This is a genomic window from Dyella humi (genome assembly GCF_044904605.1).
In the GTDB taxonomy this organism is placed as follows: Bacteria; Pseudomonadota; Gammaproteobacteria; order Xanthomonadales; family Rhodanobacteraceae; genus Dyella_B; species Dyella_B humi.
The window spans coordinates 2195118-2210972 of sequence record NZ_JADIKI010000023.1 but is presented as its reverse complement, the minus strand read 5'-3'; the positions used below and the strand labels follow the sequence as shown (position 1 = coordinate 2210972).

Here is a 15855-nt window from a genome sequence, read left to right as displayed (position 1 = left end):
TCATCTCCCCGTCAGAGCAGCAGGCGGCGGATGTCGCCGAGCTGGGTGGCGAGGAAGGACGCGAAGCGCGCGGCCACGGCGCCGTCGATCACGCGGTGGTCGTAGCTGAGCGACAGCGGCAAGATCAGGCGCGGCGCGAATTCTTTGCCGTTCCATACCGGCTTGGTCTGCGCCTTGGACACGCCCAGGATCGCCACCTCCGGCGCGTTGACGATCGGCGTGAACGCCGTGCCACCGATGCCACCGAGCGAGGAGATCGAGAAGCAGCCACCGGACATATCGTTCGGCCCCAGCTTCTTGTCGCGTGCCTTCTTGGAGATCTCGCCAAGTTCGGTGGCGAGATCGAGCAGGCCCTTCTTGTCGCAGTCGCGGATCACCGGCACCACCAGGCCATCGGGTGTATCCACCGCGATGCCGATGTGGAAGTACTTCTTGAGGATGAGCTTTTCGCCGCTCACATCCAGCGAGGCGTTGAACTGCGGGAATTTCTTCAGCGCCGCGACCACTGCCTTAATCTGGAACACCAGGGGGGTGATCTTCAGATCCTTGTTCTCTTCGCCGAGCTTCTTGCGGAAGGCTTCCAGCTCAGTGATGTCGGCGTCTTCGTGCTGGGTGACGTGCGGGATCATCGCCCAGTTGCGGGCGAGGTTCTGGCCGGAAATCTTTTGGATGCGGGTGAGCGGCTTTTCTTCCACCTCGCCGAACTTGGCGAAGTCCACCTTCGGCCATGGCAGCAGATTGAGTCCGCCGCCAGCTGCCACGGTGCCGCCCTGCACGGGACGCGCGCCGGAAGCCAGCGCATGTTTGACGTACGCGGCGATGTCCTCGCGCACGATACGTCCGCCGCGACCGCTGCCTTTCACTTGATGGACATCTACGCCGAGTTCGCGCGCGAAGGCGCGAACGGCCGGCGTGGCGTACGGCGCGTCGCCCGGCATGACCAGCTTGGCGTCGAACGGCGGGCGAGCCTGCGGCGACACGTCGCCTTCTGGCGCATTGCCCGGCAGTACGCCGCGGCCACCAATCGGGGCGGGTTCTTCCTTCACCTGCGGTGCCGGTGCAGGCGCGGGTGCCGGAGTGGGAGCGGGTGCTTTCGCAGCAGGCTCCTCCTTCTTGGCCGCGGCCGGCGCGCCGGTGTCTGCGGCCTCGATGATGGCAATCAGAGCGCCTTCGGAGACTTCATCGCCCACCTTCAACTTCACTTCCTTGACCACGCCGGCGAACGGCGCAGGCACTTCCATCGTGGCCTTGTCGGATTCCAGGGTAATCAGGCTTTGGTCCTTCTCAACCGTGTCACCGGGTTTGATCATCACCTCGATGACGGGCACATCGGCGTGACCGCCGATATCTGGGACGCGGGCTTCTTTCAGGTCGGCCATGATTTCTCCTGCGGGAACGTAGGCGGCCACGCTTGGGGATGGCTGAGGCGGCCGCAAGACGTCCATCATAGCAATCGACACCCCGTTCAGGACATGCCGGATGCGCCTAAAGCGGCCATCCGCATACGTATGCGGCGAATTTGTCCTACCAAAGGATGCCGTGGCCCGTTCGGCCGGGATGTCAGGGCGTCGGAACCGGACCGGTCACCACGCGTACCTCACGCTGCGGAAACGGAATATGGATGCCTTCGGCATCGAAGCTCTCCTTTACCGCACGCAACAGATCGGTCTGCGCCGGCCAGAAATCGTCCACAGCGGTGTAGGCGCGTAACAGCAGGTACACGGCGCTGTCGCCGAGGGCGTCAGTCCAGACGGTGGGTGCCGGGTCCTGCAATATGCGGGAGTCGGCCGCGTACAGCTGGCGCACCACCGCGATGGCCTTGCCGATGTCATCGCTGTAGCCAATCCCCACGCGCAGCTCGAAGCGCCGCGTACCGCGCCGGCTGAAGTTGATGATGGCATCCGCACCGATTTTCGAGTTCGGCACGATGGCCTCGCGGTTGTCCGCCAGCACCAATTGGGTATGCATCAGGTTGATGCCTTCGACGGTGCCATCGACACCGCCGGCGTGAATGAAGTCGCCCACCTTGAAGGGCCGGAACACGATCAACAGCACGCCCCACGCCAGATTGCTCAGCGAGCCCTGCAAGGCCAGGCCGATCGCCAACCCGCCCGCGCCCAACGCCGCCAGCAACGGCGCGCTGGGCACACCCGCTGTTTGCAGCGCGATTACGATCAAAACCGCGATCAGCACGCCGTAAAGCAGATTGCGCAGGAAGCCGCTGAGCGTGGGATCCACCGATGCACGATGCATCGCACGCTGCAGAAAATTCGCCAGCCGCGCCGCGAGCCAGCTGCCAATGAGCAGCACCAGCAGCGCGCCGATCCACGCCGGCCCGTGCAGGGTGAGGATGGCAAGCAGATCGTCGCGGGAAACGCTTAAGAGATGTTCGAACATGACGCAATCCCTGGCAACAATGCGCAAAGCCTAGCAGCCGCCCGTGCCGGTTTGCAGGCACACGCCGCAGCATTCGCAAGAAAATAGCGCTGCCGCTTGTGCATCGCAGCTCGACAAGCCAGTGCTAGGGGCCCATATACCGAACGCCCGCCAACGCTTGGGCAGGGGTTTACTGGTAGTTCGATGAACAGAGATTCCGGCAGCAATGTACTGCCGGGGCAATGTCGGTTGGTGCGCGCAACACGCAACTCTTTCAACTACCGGAGATCATCGACATGTTCGCCAGATCCAAGACGATTCTTGCGCGTTCCGTTCTCGCTGCCATCGTATGCGCAACAGCTGGGTTTTCGTCCCAGGCTATTGCCGCTACCGCACCGGGCTATCTGCTCTTCAGCCCCTACAAAGACATCACCGTCGACATGAACTGGAGAACCGATACGTTGCAGACGGCGGCGTCCGGCACTTCGCTGCCACTGGTGGGCACCGGCAGCTTCTACGCCACACAGGAACCACAGCTGGGCGCAGTTACCTTGTCTTTTGCCACTGGCGCCTGCGGCAGTGAAACCTGGGCCGGGCTTGCCGGTTCGGCGTTTGCGTCGGCCAATATCGGCGCGCTTTCCAATGCGGGCTTGAACTATGTGATATCCACCGGCGGTGCAGGCGGTGTATTCACATGTGCCACACCCAGCGCCTTCGCCAGCTTCATCGCAACTTACTACACACCGCAAATGGTCGGCGTGGATTTCGATATCGAAAGCACGCAGACACAAGCGGAGATCCAGCAGCTCGTGGCCGACGTGGCAGCTGTGCAGACGCAATATCCCAATCTACGTTTCTCTTTCACGCTCGCCACGCTGGCGGCTTCTGATGGCAGCTATGCGGGTATCAACACCCTGGGCCAGCAGGTGGTGCAGGCAGTGCTGGCGTCAAACCCTGCCATCACCAACTACACCATCAACCTGATGGCCATGGATTACGGCAAGGCAGCGTCGGCCAGCTGCGTACTGGTGAATGGTGTGTGCGAAATGGGGCAATCAGCCATTCAAGCCGTGCAAAACCTGGAACATACCTACGGCATTGCGCCCGGACACATCGAACTGACACCGATGATCGGCCAGAACAACACATCCGGCGAGGTCACTACGGTGAGCGATGTCGACACCATTACCAGCTACGCCGTGGCGAACGGACTGGCCGGCTTGCATTACTGGTCGCTGGATCGGGATACGCCGTGTTCGAGCAAGAAAAGCGTGTCGAACGCATGCAACGGGGTGAGCGGTAGCGCGCCGTTGCAATACACCAATGAATTTCTGAAGGACCTGGGGCGTTAACCAACGAGGCGGGCCATGGATGGCCTGTCGCGTCACGACGCGTGCAGGCAAATGTGCATCTACGGATATCCGATAGATGCGACATCGGTGGACAACAAAGCCAAGAAAAAAAAGCCCGGTGGGGAACCGGGCGCGTGACTGTCCCGTGCCTAGGGGGAGCACGGTGGGGGTGATTCGCTAGGTGACTAGCGTTGGGCGTAACTCGCCTTGTCGGAACGATCCATGTCTGTGGAAATCAATTGCAGGCGTTCGCCGTTGGGCAGGCGGAATTCGAATTGCTGCTGCAGTCGCTGAAGCTGGCTGAAGTGCGGGCACAGTGCTTCGGCGCGTTGCCCGAGTTTTTCGGCCGGCGCCTCGACGGCCTTGTCGAGCGTGGTGTCCAGCGCATCGGTGCGCGCCTGCAATGCCGCCAGCCGGGTCGAATCGCCGCTAAGCGCATCCTTCACTACGTCGGCGGTGACGTTGCTCACCAGATCGGCGACGGTCTTTTGCAGGTTGTCGCCGAAGAGGTCGCTGTCGTCGCCCGCTTTCCACGAGCCGCGCCCAAGCGTGTTATCGATGCGCTGCATGGCTTCGTAGTGCCGGTCGTGCAATTCGTGCAGCAGGCGAGTGCGTTCGTCGCCGTTCTCGGCCAACGTGGCCACCACTGTGGTCAGCGTGGAATAGCCGATGTCTACACCGTCCCGTGCGATCGCCGCGACCGCTGGCACCAGCTCGCGCACTTGCTGTTCGTAATCGCGCAGGCGCTCCGCATCCGTGGCAGAAATGGTGACGTTGTCGCCGTCCACACGCAGCTTGCCGTCATGGATAAAGACATCGCTGGGATGGCCGCTGCTGCGGATGAAGACGATGCCGTCCTTTTCCACCTGCACGTCGTAATCACTGTTGAAGGAACACGACAGATGATGCGCATGGCTGTCGCTGGCCTGCACGCCGCCCGCCACGGCGAATGCGAAAATCGTTGCAAATGAAAGCATGTGACGACGCATGATGAATCCCTCCCTGGGGATGCATACCGATGAGCTGTTGCGCGCTTGGATGCACGTCGATGCACATAGGGTTTAACGCGCGGCCACCTGCCGGCATGGGCCGTACGTCATTCCGTGCCATCGGTCATAGCCGGCCTGTATGACGATTGGCGCAGCGCACATAGGCAAACGCCTGGGTGCACGATAAGTTGCGCAGGAATGCTCCGGCCCAGGGGAAACTGTCCATGCCATCCACCGATGTGATCGTCGTCGGCGCCGGTCTTGCCGGCCTGGTCGCGGCCACGGAACTGACCGATGCCGGTCGGCGCGTAGTAATCGTCGAACAGGAACCGGAACAAAGCCTGGGTGGGCAGGCCTTCTGGTCATTCGGCGGATTGTTCTTCGTCGATTCGCCCGAACAACGCCGGATGGGCGTGCGCGATTCGCATGCACTGGCGCTGGCGGACTGGATGGGTACCGCCGCGTTCGATCGTCCCGAAGATCATTGGCCGCGCCGCTGGGCGGAGGCCTACGTGGATTTTGCCGCCGGCGAGAAGCGCGCCTGGCTGCACGCCATGGGCATGCGCTGGTTCCCGGTGGTGGGTTGGGCCGAGCGCGGCGGCTATGGCGCGATCGGTCATGGCAATTCGGTGCCGCGCTTCCATGTCACCTGGGGCACCGGTCCTGGCGTGCTGGAACCGTTCGTGCGGCGTGCACGCGAGGCGCAGGCGAAAGGTCTGCTCAGCTTCGCTTTCCGTCATCGCGTCGATGGCCTGCTGGTGGAAAACGGCAGCGTGGTCGGCGTGCACGGCGCGCGACTTGCGGATGACAGCATGGAACGCGGCAAACCGAGTTCGCGCGAGGTGACCGGCGATTTCGAACTGCGCGCGCAGGCGGTGATCGTCGCTTCAGGCGGCATCGGCGGCAATCATGAACTGGTGCGCAAAAACTGGCCGGAACGTTTGGGACCACCGCCGCTGCATATGCTCTGCGGTGTGCCCGCGCATGTCGACGGGCGCATGCTGGGCATCAGCGAAGCCGCCGGCGCGCGGCAGATCAATCGCGATCGCATGTGGCATTACGTGGAAGGCATCGAGAACTGGAATCCGATCTGGCCGATGCATGCCATCCGCATTCTGCCGGGGCCCTCGTCGCTGTGGTTCGATGCGCGCGGCAATCGCCTACCCGGTCCGCTATGGCCCGGCTTCGACACCATGGGCACGCTGGAACATCTGCGTGGCACCGGCTTCGACTACAGCTGGTTCATTCTCGATCAGCAGATCATCCGGCGCGAATTCGCATTGTCCGGTTCCGAACAGAATCCCGACCTCACCGGCAAGAGCTGGCGGCAGGTGGCCAAGCGCGCCGTCGGCAAGCAGGCGCCCGCGCCGGTAGAAGCATTCAAACGCAACGGTCGCGACTTTATCGTGCGCGACAATCTGGAGGATCTGGTCGTCGGCATGAATGCACTCGCCGGCAGCCAGTTGCTCGACGTAGCGCATCTGCGCGAAGAAATCGAAGCGCGCGACCGGCAGTTCGACAACCCGTTCGCGAAAGACAGCCAGGTGATGGCGATCGACAACGCGCGCCGTTATCGCGGCGATCGCCTGGTGCGCGTGGCCAAACCGCATCGCATCCTCGATCCGGTCAACGGGCCGCTCATTGCGGTGCGTCTACACCTGCTCACGCGCAAGAGCCTTGGTGGGCTGGAAACCGATCTCCAAGCGCGCGTATTGGGGCACGATGGTCAGCCGTTACGCGGCCTGTATGCCGTCGGCGAAGCGGCCGGTTTTGGCGGCGGCGGCTTGCACGGCTATCGCGCGCTGGAAGGCAGTTTTCTCGGTGGCTGTCTGTTTTCAGGTCGGATGGCGGGACGCGCCGCCGCTGCCACGGTCGCATGACGTCAACACCGCGCATCGCCATCTACGGCGCCGGCATGGTCGGCAATTATCTTGGCGGCCGCTTGCATGGTCATGCGCAGGTTTGTTTCATCGCACGTCCTCATGTAGCGGCCCGTTTGAAGAACCACGGGCTGACGGTCAGCGATCTGCATGGACATCACCAACACGTGCCGGCTGCAACGCTCGATATCGCCACACAACTCGATACCGTGCGCGAAGCCGATGCCGTGCTGGTCACGGTGAAATCAGCGGCCACTGCGGAAGTGGCGCACGAACTGGCCGAGATACTTGCACCAGGCACGCCGGTGATCAGCTTCCAGAACGGCGTGCGCAATACGGCGGAATTGCGCGCGGCGCTGCCTACGTGTCGCGTGCTGTCCGGCATGGTGCCCTTCAACGTTGCGCAACCGGAACCGGCGCACTTTCATCAAGGTTCGTCCGGCGCACTGATGATCGAGCGCTCGACGGCGCTTTCGCCCTCCTTGCTTTCCGCGTTCGCCGCCGGTGGCCTGCCGTTGCAACTATGTGACGATATGCAGGCGGTGCTGTGGGCGAAGCTGTTGATCAATCTCAACAACTCGCTCAATGCGTTGAGTGGCTTGCCGCTACGCGAACAATTGGCGCAGCGCGCTTGGCGTCAATGCCTGGCGCTGCTGCAGCGTGAGGGATTGCGCGTGTTGCAGGCCGCCGGCATTCGCCCTGCACAACTCACCACCCTCCCCGCCCATTGGTTGCCGACCGTGCTGTCGCTGCCGGACGCGCTGTTCCACCGCATCGCATCGCGCATGCTGGCGATCGACCCACTGGCGCGCTCCTCCATGTGGGACGACCTGCAGGCGAGGCGCCGCACCGAGGTGGATTACATCAATGGCGAGCTTGTGGTGCTAGCAAAGTCAAAAGGCCTGCGCGCACCGGCCAATGCACGCATCGTTGCGCTGGTTCACGAAGCGGAGCAGTCGTATGTGCGGTGGGAGGCCCCGGCGTTATTGAAGACGCTGCTCAATTCGTAGGCTGGGATGACAACTCCAGCCTAAAAACTGCACAGCGTCTCCTAGCGCGCAATATCCTCGATATGCGCGATCTTTCCGCCGACGATGGTAAATGTCGTGCTATGCCCGTCGCGCCGATACCGCCACTTCTCACCTTTGTCTTTCGCGTCGACCTTTCTTCCCTTGCTGGACGATTTGGCAGTGCTTTTTCGTGCGTTACTCTTGCCAGAACTAGAACCCTTCGCACGTACCGCTGGTTCACCCAGCAATTCCTTGACACGCGCAGCGCTGTCACCCACCACGAGCACCTGGCTACCCACACGCAGACTTTGCAATGCGTGTGCGCTGAACGTGGTAAGCAGCAAGGCCAGAAAAAGATAGCGACGCATGACTGGCTCCTTGTCGTGGTGTGGCCTCTCCATGGCGGCGATCTGCGATCAGAACCCAGCGTCGGACTCGGCAAGATAGGCTAGCTCTTCCGGCGTGCTCGCTCGGCCGAGCAGCGCATTTCGATGCGGAAAGCGACCGAAGCGCGTGATCACCGCCTCATGCTTTCGAGCATAGTGGAGAAAATCGGTGCAGTGATCGCGCTCCTGAGCGGGCAGGCTTTCACACATGGTTTCGAACAAAGCGACGCAACGTCGCTGCAGGCCAATGTCTTCGGCATGTTCGAGCGGCATGTAGGCGAAGACGCGCTGGATGGGCGGAAGCTGGCGGTCGAAACCTTCCTCGATACCCCACACGGCTAACCGTTGCGCATGAAGGTCTTGCGCCCATGCCTGGTGATCGGTGCGATGAAGATTGCGCGAAAACTGGTCCAGCACGATCAACAGCGCCAGCCAGCCTGGTGGCGTTTCGGACCAGTGCGCGAGCTTCCCCTCTGCGGCCCATCGAAAGGTTTCGCTAAAGCGTGCGCGGATGGCGGCGTCGAAGGCCGGATGCGCGGCGAACCATTCCTTGAGGTTGGATGGATCGAACCAGAATGCCAGTACCGCCTGCGCTTCGTCCGGCAGGCTCGCCATGGCTAGTGCGCGATGCTGACGGCTTTGACCAGGCTGTGCATGTCCAAGTCGATCGAGTGCAGACGCGGAAGCTGGCGGTGCAGCTCCGCCGTCATGTCGCTCGGCCCGATGCGCGCGATGACGCGTTCGAACGAACGCAGCAGGTTTTGCTCGTGGCGCGCCAGCAAGCGAATCCAGGCGTCGTCGCTATGTGGCATCAACAGGTCGAAGCGGCTGCGCACGGCGCCAAACATGCGGCGGCGGGTGGCGGGGGTGCCTTCGTGGGTACGAATCTGCGCCTGCAGTTCGTCGATCACTAGGCTCAGGGATTGCGCCTCTTCATCCAGCACGGTGCGCAATCCGGGCTCACTCACCCGCATTGCGGCATGGCGATACAGCGCACGCAGCTCGATGCTGCGGCGGATCAGGCCATTGCACAGATGTTCAATCGCGAGCGACACCGGGTCGCCTCCTGGGCGGTCTTGGATGCGAAGACGGTGCCATGTTGCAGGACAAGCACTTAGCGGCGGATAAATCCCCCTGTCATATTCGGCTTCTGCTCAGCTAAGGTTTCATTGGCCGATCTGTACGAGGTTCAGCGGGCGTCCGTTGCTGGCGCGAAGGCCCTCCTGCAACTCGGCGAGTCGCTGGATATCGGGGCAGAGCGCCTGAATCTCGGGACGCAGAGCCTGCAATCGCTGTTGCAGACGCGGCTGGAAGCCACTGGTGAGGTTCGCGGCCTGGTCGCGCAGCGCGGCGGCTTGCTGCAGATCACCGCTCATGGCCGCGCTGATCGCTTGCTGCCCCATGGCCGAGGCGAGCAAGGGCGCGATGTCGCCGATGACCTGGTTGGCGTACTGGTTGGCGGCGTCGCCATGCCAGTCATGCGTGCTTTGGCTGGCGGCCACGCGTTGATGAAGATCGGCCGCGTGGGCCTGCAGACGGCGTTGCAGTTCTGCGCGCGTGTCGGCATCGAGATTCATGCCGTCTGCTTCCTGTTGCACGGCCTGCATCGCCAGATCCACGCCATGATTGATGACCCTCTTCACACGCGGCACCAGGGCGAGCACGTTGCGCTGGAACAGGGCGAGACGATCCTGGTCTTCGGCATTGATTCCCACGGCTTGGCCATCCGTCTGCAGCGTACCCGACGCGATGACCACGCGCGTAGGCGCAGGCTCGGTGCGATCGAAGATCAGCTGATCCTGCTGCACGGTGAGGTCGTAGCTGCTGGTCGCATGGCAGACCTGGGATAGGTCCTGCGCATGCAAGCTGGCGCAAGCAAACGCAAGCACACTGGCAGCGAGCAGGCGGGTGCAACGCATGTAGACATCTCCATCGGACCAAGGCCCGACAGCGATAAAGCGCAACGGGATAACTGCGGCTGAATCAGCCGGGACGCGGCCGGAATTGCAGGCGCACGGACGGCTGTCCGAGTTGCCAGGCCAGCCATAACAGCACAGGCACGGCAAGCGCCTGCAGCGCCATGGCGATCAGCAGCGGGCGCTTGAAATCCGCCAGTTGCTGCTGCACGGCAGCATCACCCAACCCACCCAACGTGTTCCACTGATGCCACAACTGCACACCGCGATAAGCAAGCCACACGCAAAGCACCAATGCCACCGTGCGCAGCACCGAACGCGCCCACGACTGACGCAGAATGCATCCCGCGCAAGCGACGATCACGACAAGTGCGGCGACCAGATACGCGATATCCCAGCTCAGCATGTTATGCAGCTGCGCAGCGTTTTCGCTGTCGCCCGTGGGCAGGTTCTGCAAGGCAGTCCACACCTTCTGCGCATGGCGGATGTATTGCGAGCCGAGAAAACCAGCCACCAGCAGCAGCAGCCAGGTAAGCATGCGCCACCACGCAAAACCGGACCGCTTGCGCAGATCAGGATCGAACCGGGAAATCAGCATCAGGCCGCCGCCTTCTTCAAAGTGTTGAGATCGTCCAGCACTTGCGCGGCGTTTTCTTTGGGATCGACGTCACGGTAGATCTTGACGATCTTGCCGTTGGGATCGATCAGGAATGTGGTGCGCTTGGCGAAGTGCAAACCTATCGCAGAGGTCAGCACGCCATAGCTGATAGCGACGTGCCGATTCGCATCGGACAGCAGCGGAAACGGCACATGGTATTTCGCGGCAAATTCGGCGTGCGACTTCACGTTGTCCAGGCTTACCCCCACCACTTCCGCGCCGGTCTGGCGCAGCTTGACGATCTCGTCGCGGAAGGTGCAGACCTCGGTGGTGCAGCCGGGTGTGAAATCCTTCGGATAGAAGTACACCACCAGCCAATGGCCGTGATAGTCGGTGGGGCTGCGCCAGTGGCCATTCTGATCTTGCAGGTGGAACGCGGGCGCGGGCTGGCCGACCTGCGGATTGCCTTGCACGCCAGTGCCAGCCAGTGCGGGAATCGCCGGCAAGGCCAGCAGGCCGATCATCGCGAGCAAGGTCAACAGACGGCGCATGGACACGGCTCCAAGGCAACAGATGAAACGGAGTATACGCTGCAGAACCCAAGCAAAAGGCGCCTTGCGGCGCCTTTTGTCGGGCGATCCCGAGAGGGCTCAGTGACGGCTCGGTTCGATATCGAACTTGTCGACGGCCACACCAAGGTTGATGCCTTCGCCGGTACCCGACAAGGCAATCGACGTAGTGCCCTTGGTCAGCACCTGGACCTCACCGCTGCGCACTACGCCAGCAGAAGCACCGGCTTGCGCGTAGCTCCCGTAGACGTCCTTGATGGCGTAGACATTGCTGATCTCGCCCTTGCCGGTAACGTGGAATTTGCCGGCCGTCAAACCGCCGCCATGCATGTTGATGCTGACGGCAGCACTTTGCCCATTGTTGCAAGTGATGTGGCCATGGCCTTCGGCATGCTGGTAGATCGCTGACCAGCCGGCCAGGCTGTAGGTGAGGTCGCACTTCACCGGCGCCTCGGCCGCCTGTGTCGGCGTGGCGGTGAATCCGGTCAGGGCACCTACGCCCAGCAGCATGGCGGCAGTCAGTCCAAAAGTACGCTTGCTCATAGAGGTCTCCTTACACGTGGCATGGATCAGCCATGCCGTGACGAGAGTGTCGGATTAGCAAACTGAATAAATCGCCAAGGCCGTTTGCAGGCATTCAGGGTCGCCAAACGCGCGTGAGGCCGGTGTGCAGGTAACGCCTGTTGTTTTCGTTTGCTTGATGATTAACTAACAAAGCGCCGCGCACACTGGATTTGCGGGCGCTTTCCACCACGGAGGAAACCATGCCCAGGTATTCGCTGGTCGGTTACGACAGTTCGGACACTTCGCAACGCGCGTTCCATTTCGCCATGGAGCTGGCGCGAGCATGCAAGGGACGCGTGCGGGTGGTTTCGGTTTTGCAGGTGGCTCAAGGCGGCGCCGATGCCTGCGCCCTGATGATGACCGACTCGGCCAGTGAGCGAACCCTGGAACTGCAGCAGGAACTTCGCACGCTCGACCCGGACGCCGACACGCTGGTGGACCTGGAGATTACCCACGGCAGCCCCGGCGACGTATTGCTCAACCAGGTGCGTCAGCACCCCGTCGATCACGTCGTGATCGGCCACACCGAACGCGGCGCCCTCGGCCGTTGGCTGCTGGGCTCAGTATCGGGGGACGTGCTGGCCGGCGCCCACGTCCCGGTCACCGTCGTCCGGTGAAAAAACTTACGCGGCTATAAGTGGGCTGGCATTAATTCGTCCCAGCGTTCACCATTTATCCTGTTGTCCTTGATCTGTCACAGATCGGATCGCCTTTTTACACAGGATATTGTCACGTGGACTACAGCCCCGTCCTGCCATGGACTCTGGAAAGTCTGAATTTCGCCGAGATCGACATCGCGCGTGTCCGGCACAATGAACACCTCTTCATGCTGCTTTGCAGCGCCTCATTCGTCGAAAGCGGCTCGGATCTGTATACCCACAACCTGATCGAGCATTTCGATGGCGACCTGGAACTACAGGGCTGGCTGCGCGAGCACTGGGAGCATGAAGAATTGCAACACGGCCGCGCCCTGGCCGCCTACGTGCAGCACGTGTGGCCCGAGTTCGATTGGGAAGCCGGCTTCAAGGCGTTCTGGAACGACTACGGCGCACTGTGCACCAACGAACAACTGGAGCCCTCGCGCGGCCTGGAACTGGCAGCGCGCTGCGTGGTGGAGACCGGCACTGCCAGCCTCTACCGCGCCTTGAACGACATCGTCGACGAGCCGGTGCTCAAGCAGCTCACCAATCACATCAAGAGCGACGAAGTGCGCCACTACAAGCACTTCTACCAGCATTTCCAGCTCTACCGTGAACGGGAAAAGCTGGGCCGCTACAAGGTGTTTCGCGCCATCCTCCGCCGCGTCAACGAGATCCGCAACGAAGACAGCGACATCGCGCTGCGCCACGTGTTCAATCAGTGCTATCCGCAGTACAAGGACGACAACGCGCAGTTCCAGAAAGTGGCCGGCCCTGCGCAGGCGCTGCTGCGTCGGCATATTCCAGCGGAAATGACGGTGAAGATGCTGCTTAAGCCACTGGACTTGCCGCCTCGCCTGCAACACGCCATGGAAAAGCCCTTGGCGAAGATCAGCGAGAAGCTGTTCTTGCAATAACGCTGTCGCTCAACGCGAGACGGGTTCTTCCGCTTCGCGTTCGTGCTGCTCGCTATGCGTCGCCGGCTCCGGCCAGTGGTACCAGTCGCGATGCAACGAAAACTTCCGGCAGGCGTGGCAGGCGGTGATTTCCCAGCGATAGCCGCAACCCGGGCACACGCCGCCTGTCCAGAACGTATTCCAGTTGGTGCCACAACCACCCATCTTCGGCGTGCAAAGCCAGCGGCTGGTGCCCAGCGGACGCCAAGTACATTGAGGGCAGTAGATCTCCGGTTCGCGCATTACTGGCTGTTGCCGGGGGATGAGCTGGCGGATGCCGGCGCGGTACCGGCGTTGTCGCGCGGCATGCTGTCGATGTGGCGCTGGCTCTCCTTTTCCAGCTTGAATTGCGCCAGATCGATCGGGCGGATCTGCTTAATGGTGCATGGGATGTACGGCCGCCCGGTCAACACCTTGTCGAAGCCGGTCTGCACCTCGTTGGCGAAGCTGGTCAGGCCGATCATGTTGGTGAAGGTGAGGTTGTTGCAGGGCCACACATCCAACAGATACGCCTTGTTCGGCAGTGTGTAGATCACCAGTTGGCTATCGCTGAGCGGCTCCCACGAGTAGATCTGAAAGCCCATCACCAGGCGGAAGCTGCGCACGGGCGCACCGGCAGCGGCGCTATATGCCTGCTGACGCTGCTGCAGGCGCTGCGCATACGGCACGCTCGAACACGCCGCCAGCACGAGGCTCAACAGCGAAAAAGCCAGAAGCCGCATCTTCTTCGACATGACACCTCTCCTAAATCGGCCTTACGCGGAACAACGCACCGGCACGTTGCCGGTGCACGCCCCTACTTCTTGCCGACCGGCTGCCACTTGGACGGATCGTAGCCGCCGGTTTCGAACACCAGCTCCTGCTTGCCACCGTCCTGCATTTCCACGTTTATGGTGATGCGCTTGGTTTTCTCCATGGCGGCAATGAACGCCTTGTCGTCGCGAATGAACATCGCCGGCTCGCCGGTAGTGGGCAGGAAAGCGCGCAACGGATGCGGCTTGCCGTCGAATTGTGTCTGGATCGTGCAGTTGCCCTTGCAGACGAAACCATGACCGTTGCCGAACAGGAACACGCTCTGTCCCCATTGCGTATGTCGACGCAACACCAGCCTCACCGCGCGATCGCCACCGGGGCGCGAACTGTACAGGCTGGCGGTGGATTGCGTGCCGCCCTCCATCGGGCCAACCTGATAGGTCCACAGCGCGGTCAGACGCTGCTTTTCGGCGACTTCCTTCGCGCGCTGTTCGACTTCCGGCAGCGTCTGCTGCACTTCCTTGGCCGCGTCGCTGGCGGGGAACTGCTTGACGATCGCTTCGCCGAGCTGAGCCGCTATCGCATCGTTCTTCATCTGCAGCATCTGACGATAGGTCTGCAATTGCCGGTTTGCCTCCTCGTTCATCTGCTGCGCTTGGGCCTTGGCGGCGTCCTGCGGCGACGGGGTGTTTTGATCCTGTTGTGAGCAGGCGGCAAGCAGCAGCCAGCCGCATGCGGTGATGGCGACAAGGGTGCGGCAGAAAAGCGGACGGATCATCGTGGCTCGATCCCGGCAAGAATGAGGTCTCTAGCTTGAAACGAGCTGCTGCCCGGATGCAACCGTCTACATCGCCGTCGGCTGGCTGAAGCGTTCGCGCAAGGCCGCGCGGTAGCGCCGGCTGCAAGGGAGCTTCATGCCATCGCGCATCAGCAGGCGCGCGTCACCCGTATCCAGCGGCTCGATCTCGGCCAGGAAATCCAGGTTGATCACGTAGCTGCGGTGCACGCGTACGAAGCGCTGTGCATCCAGCCTCGCTTCGATGCCGGCCATGGTGGCACGCAGCGGATAGTCGCGCCCGCGCACGCGCAAGTTCACGTAGTTGCCGGAAGCCTGTAGCGATTCGATCTCGCGCGCGGCCAGCAGGAATTCCTTGCCGAGCTTGCGCACCAGGAAACGCTCAGGTTGCTCGACCGGCTCGACCGGCGGCCCTACATCCGGCTCGACGAGTAGGCGCGCCTCACCCTGTAAGCGCACCACCCATAAGCGGTATAGCGCGATGCTGGCGAGTATCCAGAAATACGAACGCACATCCTTGAGGTATTCGTAGCCAAAGTCCGGCAGCCAGACGCCGGAAAAATAATGTTGCTCGGCGGCGGCGTAGACGAGCTTGCGCAATGCCACCATCCCGCCGACATGCAGCAGGCTGAAAATCACGCTGTAGAGGAGATGCCTGGGCAGATTCTGTTGCCAGGTTTCGAAGCGAATCGGCCAGCGCCGCAAGGCCCAGATCAGCGCGGGTATCAACGCCAGCATCGCAATGCCGCTGCTCGCCTCCCATGTCCATGGCTGCCAGCGCGGGAAATCCCGGTGATCCATCACAGATATCATGCCGTTGAGCACGATGTTGACGGCGAAGAAAGCCGGCCAGAAGGCGAGTTCGAACGAGCGTCGCCAACGCTGAAAACTTTGGTAGGTGAAGCCGTGGTTGGTTCCCATGATGGGGATTCTACATAGCGCGAATAACGGCGCTCCACGTTGCAAGAAGCTATGACCTCTTCTCTTCATTCCTGCTTGCACTTGATTAGCGTTGAATCGCAATTACACCTCATCGTCGCCCCGGCGAATGCCGGGGTCCAGCGCCTTTCAG

The 15855-nt window shown here is 61.9% G+C and carries 19 protein-coding genes; 5 read left to right on the top strand and 14 right to left on the bottom strand.

Features of this window, described 5'->3' with window-relative positions:
- Window positions 1-11: 11 nt before the first annotated feature.
- Both aceF and ISP18_RS20890 read right to left on the bottom strand, forming a co-directional pair.
- Window positions 12-1379, bottom strand: coding sequence for a dihydrolipoyllysine-residue acetyltransferase (aceF, locus tag ISP18_RS20895; RefSeq protein WP_380006983.1), 1368 nt, complete (start codon window positions 1377-1379; stop codon window positions 12-14).
- Between the two features lie 181 nt (window positions 1380-1560).
- Entirely contained in the window at window positions 1561-2397 is an 837-nt protein-coding gene (locus ISP18_RS20890; protein ID WP_380006980.1) for a mechanosensitive ion channel family protein, read from the bottom strand.
- Window positions 2398-2672: 275 nt separating this feature from the next.
- Between ISP18_RS20890 and ISP18_RS20885 the strand changes: the two genes are divergently transcribed.
- The gene (locus ISP18_RS20885; RefSeq protein WP_380006977.1) at window positions 2673-3728 is read left to right on the top strand and encodes a glycoside hydrolase family 18 protein; all 1056 of its coding nucleotides are present in this window, start codon (window positions 2673-2675) and stop codon (window positions 3726-3728) included.
- A gap of 185 nt (window positions 3729-3913) precedes the next feature.
- Here the strand turns inward: ISP18_RS20885 and ISP18_RS20880 are convergent, their stop codons facing one another.
- Window positions 3914-4717 carry a DUF2884 family protein gene (locus ISP18_RS20880; RefSeq protein WP_380006974.1) on the bottom strand — a complete coding sequence of 268 codons (804 nt, stop codon included), beginning with the start codon at window positions 4715-4717 and terminating at the stop codon, window positions 3914-3916.
- A 224-nt stretch (window positions 4718-4941) separates the two neighbouring features.
- Here ISP18_RS20880 and ISP18_RS20875 point away from each other — a divergent pair, with 224 nt between their 5' ends.
- A complete protein-coding gene (locus ISP18_RS20875; protein WP_380006971.1) occupies window positions 4942-6597 on the top strand; it encodes an FAD-binding dehydrogenase in 1656 nt (551 codons plus the stop codon).
- Complete coding sequence (locus ISP18_RS20870) at window positions 6594-7607, top strand: 2-dehydropantoate 2-reductase (RefSeq protein ID WP_380006968.1); 1014 nt, start codon at window positions 6594-6596, stop codon at window positions 7605-7607. The genes ISP18_RS20875 and ISP18_RS20870 overlap by 4 nt, the downstream gene beginning before the upstream one ends.
- A 41-nt stretch (window positions 7608-7648) precedes the next feature.
- On the opposite strand, the gene ISP18_RS20865 is transcribed toward ISP18_RS20870, so the two are convergent.
- The 7 genes from ISP18_RS20865 to ISP18_RS20835 all read right to left on the bottom strand — a co-directional run bounded on the left by ISP18_RS20865 (window position 7649) and on the right by ISP18_RS20835 (window position 11619).
- On the bottom strand, window positions 7649-7975 hold the full coding sequence (locus ISP18_RS20865; protein ID WP_380006966.1) for a hypothetical protein: 327 nt from the start codon (window positions 7973-7975) through the stop codon (window positions 7649-7651).
- A gap of 48 nt (window positions 7976-8023) precedes the next feature.
- Window positions 8024-8608, bottom strand: a complete 585-nt coding sequence (locus ISP18_RS20860; protein ID WP_380006963.1) for a DUF924 family protein — start codon at window positions 8606-8608, stop codon at window positions 8024-8026.
- A 2-nt stretch (window positions 8609-8610) separates the two neighbouring features.
- Window positions 8611-9048 (bottom strand): DUF2383 domain-containing protein, encoded by a 438-nt coding sequence (locus ISP18_RS20855; RefSeq protein WP_380006960.1) that lies wholly within the window; start codon window positions 9046-9048, stop codon window positions 8611-8613.
- Window positions 9049-9159: 111 nt separating this feature from the next.
- Window positions 9160-9912 carry a DUF2884 family protein gene (locus ISP18_RS20850; RefSeq protein ID WP_380006957.1) on the bottom strand — a complete coding sequence of 251 codons (753 nt, stop codon included), beginning with the start codon at window positions 9910-9912 and terminating at the stop codon, window positions 9160-9162.
- A gap of 64 nt (window positions 9913-9976) precedes the next feature.
- Window positions 9977-10507, bottom strand: a complete 531-nt coding sequence (locus tag ISP18_RS20845) for a hypothetical protein (RefSeq protein WP_380006954.1) — start codon at window positions 10505-10507, stop codon at window positions 9977-9979.
- Window positions 10507-11058 carry a peroxiredoxin gene (locus ISP18_RS20840; protein ID WP_380006951.1) on the bottom strand — a complete coding sequence of 184 codons (552 nt, stop codon included), beginning with the start codon at window positions 11056-11058 and terminating at the stop codon, window positions 10507-10509. Before ISP18_RS20840 ends, ISP18_RS20845 begins: the two co-directional genes overlap by 1 nt.
- 99 nt (window positions 11059-11157) lie before the next feature.
- Window positions 11158-11619 (bottom strand): hypothetical protein, encoded by a 462-nt coding sequence (locus ISP18_RS20835; protein WP_380006948.1) that lies wholly within the window; start codon window positions 11617-11619, stop codon window positions 11158-11160.
- A 221-nt stretch (window positions 11620-11840) separates the two neighbouring features.
- Between ISP18_RS20835 and ISP18_RS20830 the strand changes: the two genes are divergently transcribed.
- Both ISP18_RS20830 and ISP18_RS20825 read left to right on the top strand, forming a co-directional pair.
- A complete protein-coding gene (locus ISP18_RS20830) occupies window positions 11841-12257 on the top strand; it encodes a universal stress protein (RefSeq protein ID WP_380006946.1) in 417 nt (138 codons plus the stop codon).
- Window positions 12258-12373: 116 nt separating this feature from the next.
- Window positions 12374-13195: a ferritin-like domain-containing protein gene (locus ISP18_RS20825; RefSeq protein ID WP_380006943.1), complete on the top strand. Its 822-nt coding sequence runs from the start codon at window positions 12374-12376 to the stop codon at window positions 13193-13195.
- Between the two features lie 9 nt (window positions 13196-13204).
- Here the strand turns inward: ISP18_RS20825 and ISP18_RS20820 are convergent, their stop codons facing one another.
- The 4 genes from ISP18_RS20820 to ISP18_RS20805 all read right to left on the bottom strand — a co-directional run bounded on the left by ISP18_RS20820 (window position 13205) and on the right by ISP18_RS20805 (window position 15704).
- Window positions 13205-13477, bottom strand: a complete 273-nt coding sequence (locus ISP18_RS20820; protein ID WP_380006940.1) for a hypothetical protein — start codon at window positions 13475-13477, stop codon at window positions 13205-13207.
- Window positions 13477-13968 (bottom strand): DUF6491 family protein, encoded by a 492-nt coding sequence (locus ISP18_RS20815; RefSeq protein WP_380006937.1) that lies wholly within the window; start codon window positions 13966-13968, stop codon window positions 13477-13479. Before ISP18_RS20815 ends, ISP18_RS20820 begins: the two co-directional genes overlap by 1 nt.
- Before the next feature lie 62 nt (window positions 13969-14030).
- Entirely contained in the window at window positions 14031-14765 is a 735-nt protein-coding gene (locus ISP18_RS20810) for a hypothetical protein (RefSeq protein ID WP_380006934.1), read from the bottom strand.
- A 66-nt stretch (window positions 14766-14831) separates the two neighbouring features.
- Window positions 14832-15704: a LytTR family DNA-binding domain-containing protein gene (locus ISP18_RS20805; RefSeq protein ID WP_380006931.1), complete on the bottom strand. Its 873-nt coding sequence runs from the start codon at window positions 15702-15704 to the stop codon at window positions 14832-14834.
- Window positions 15705-15855 lie beyond the last annotated feature (151 nt).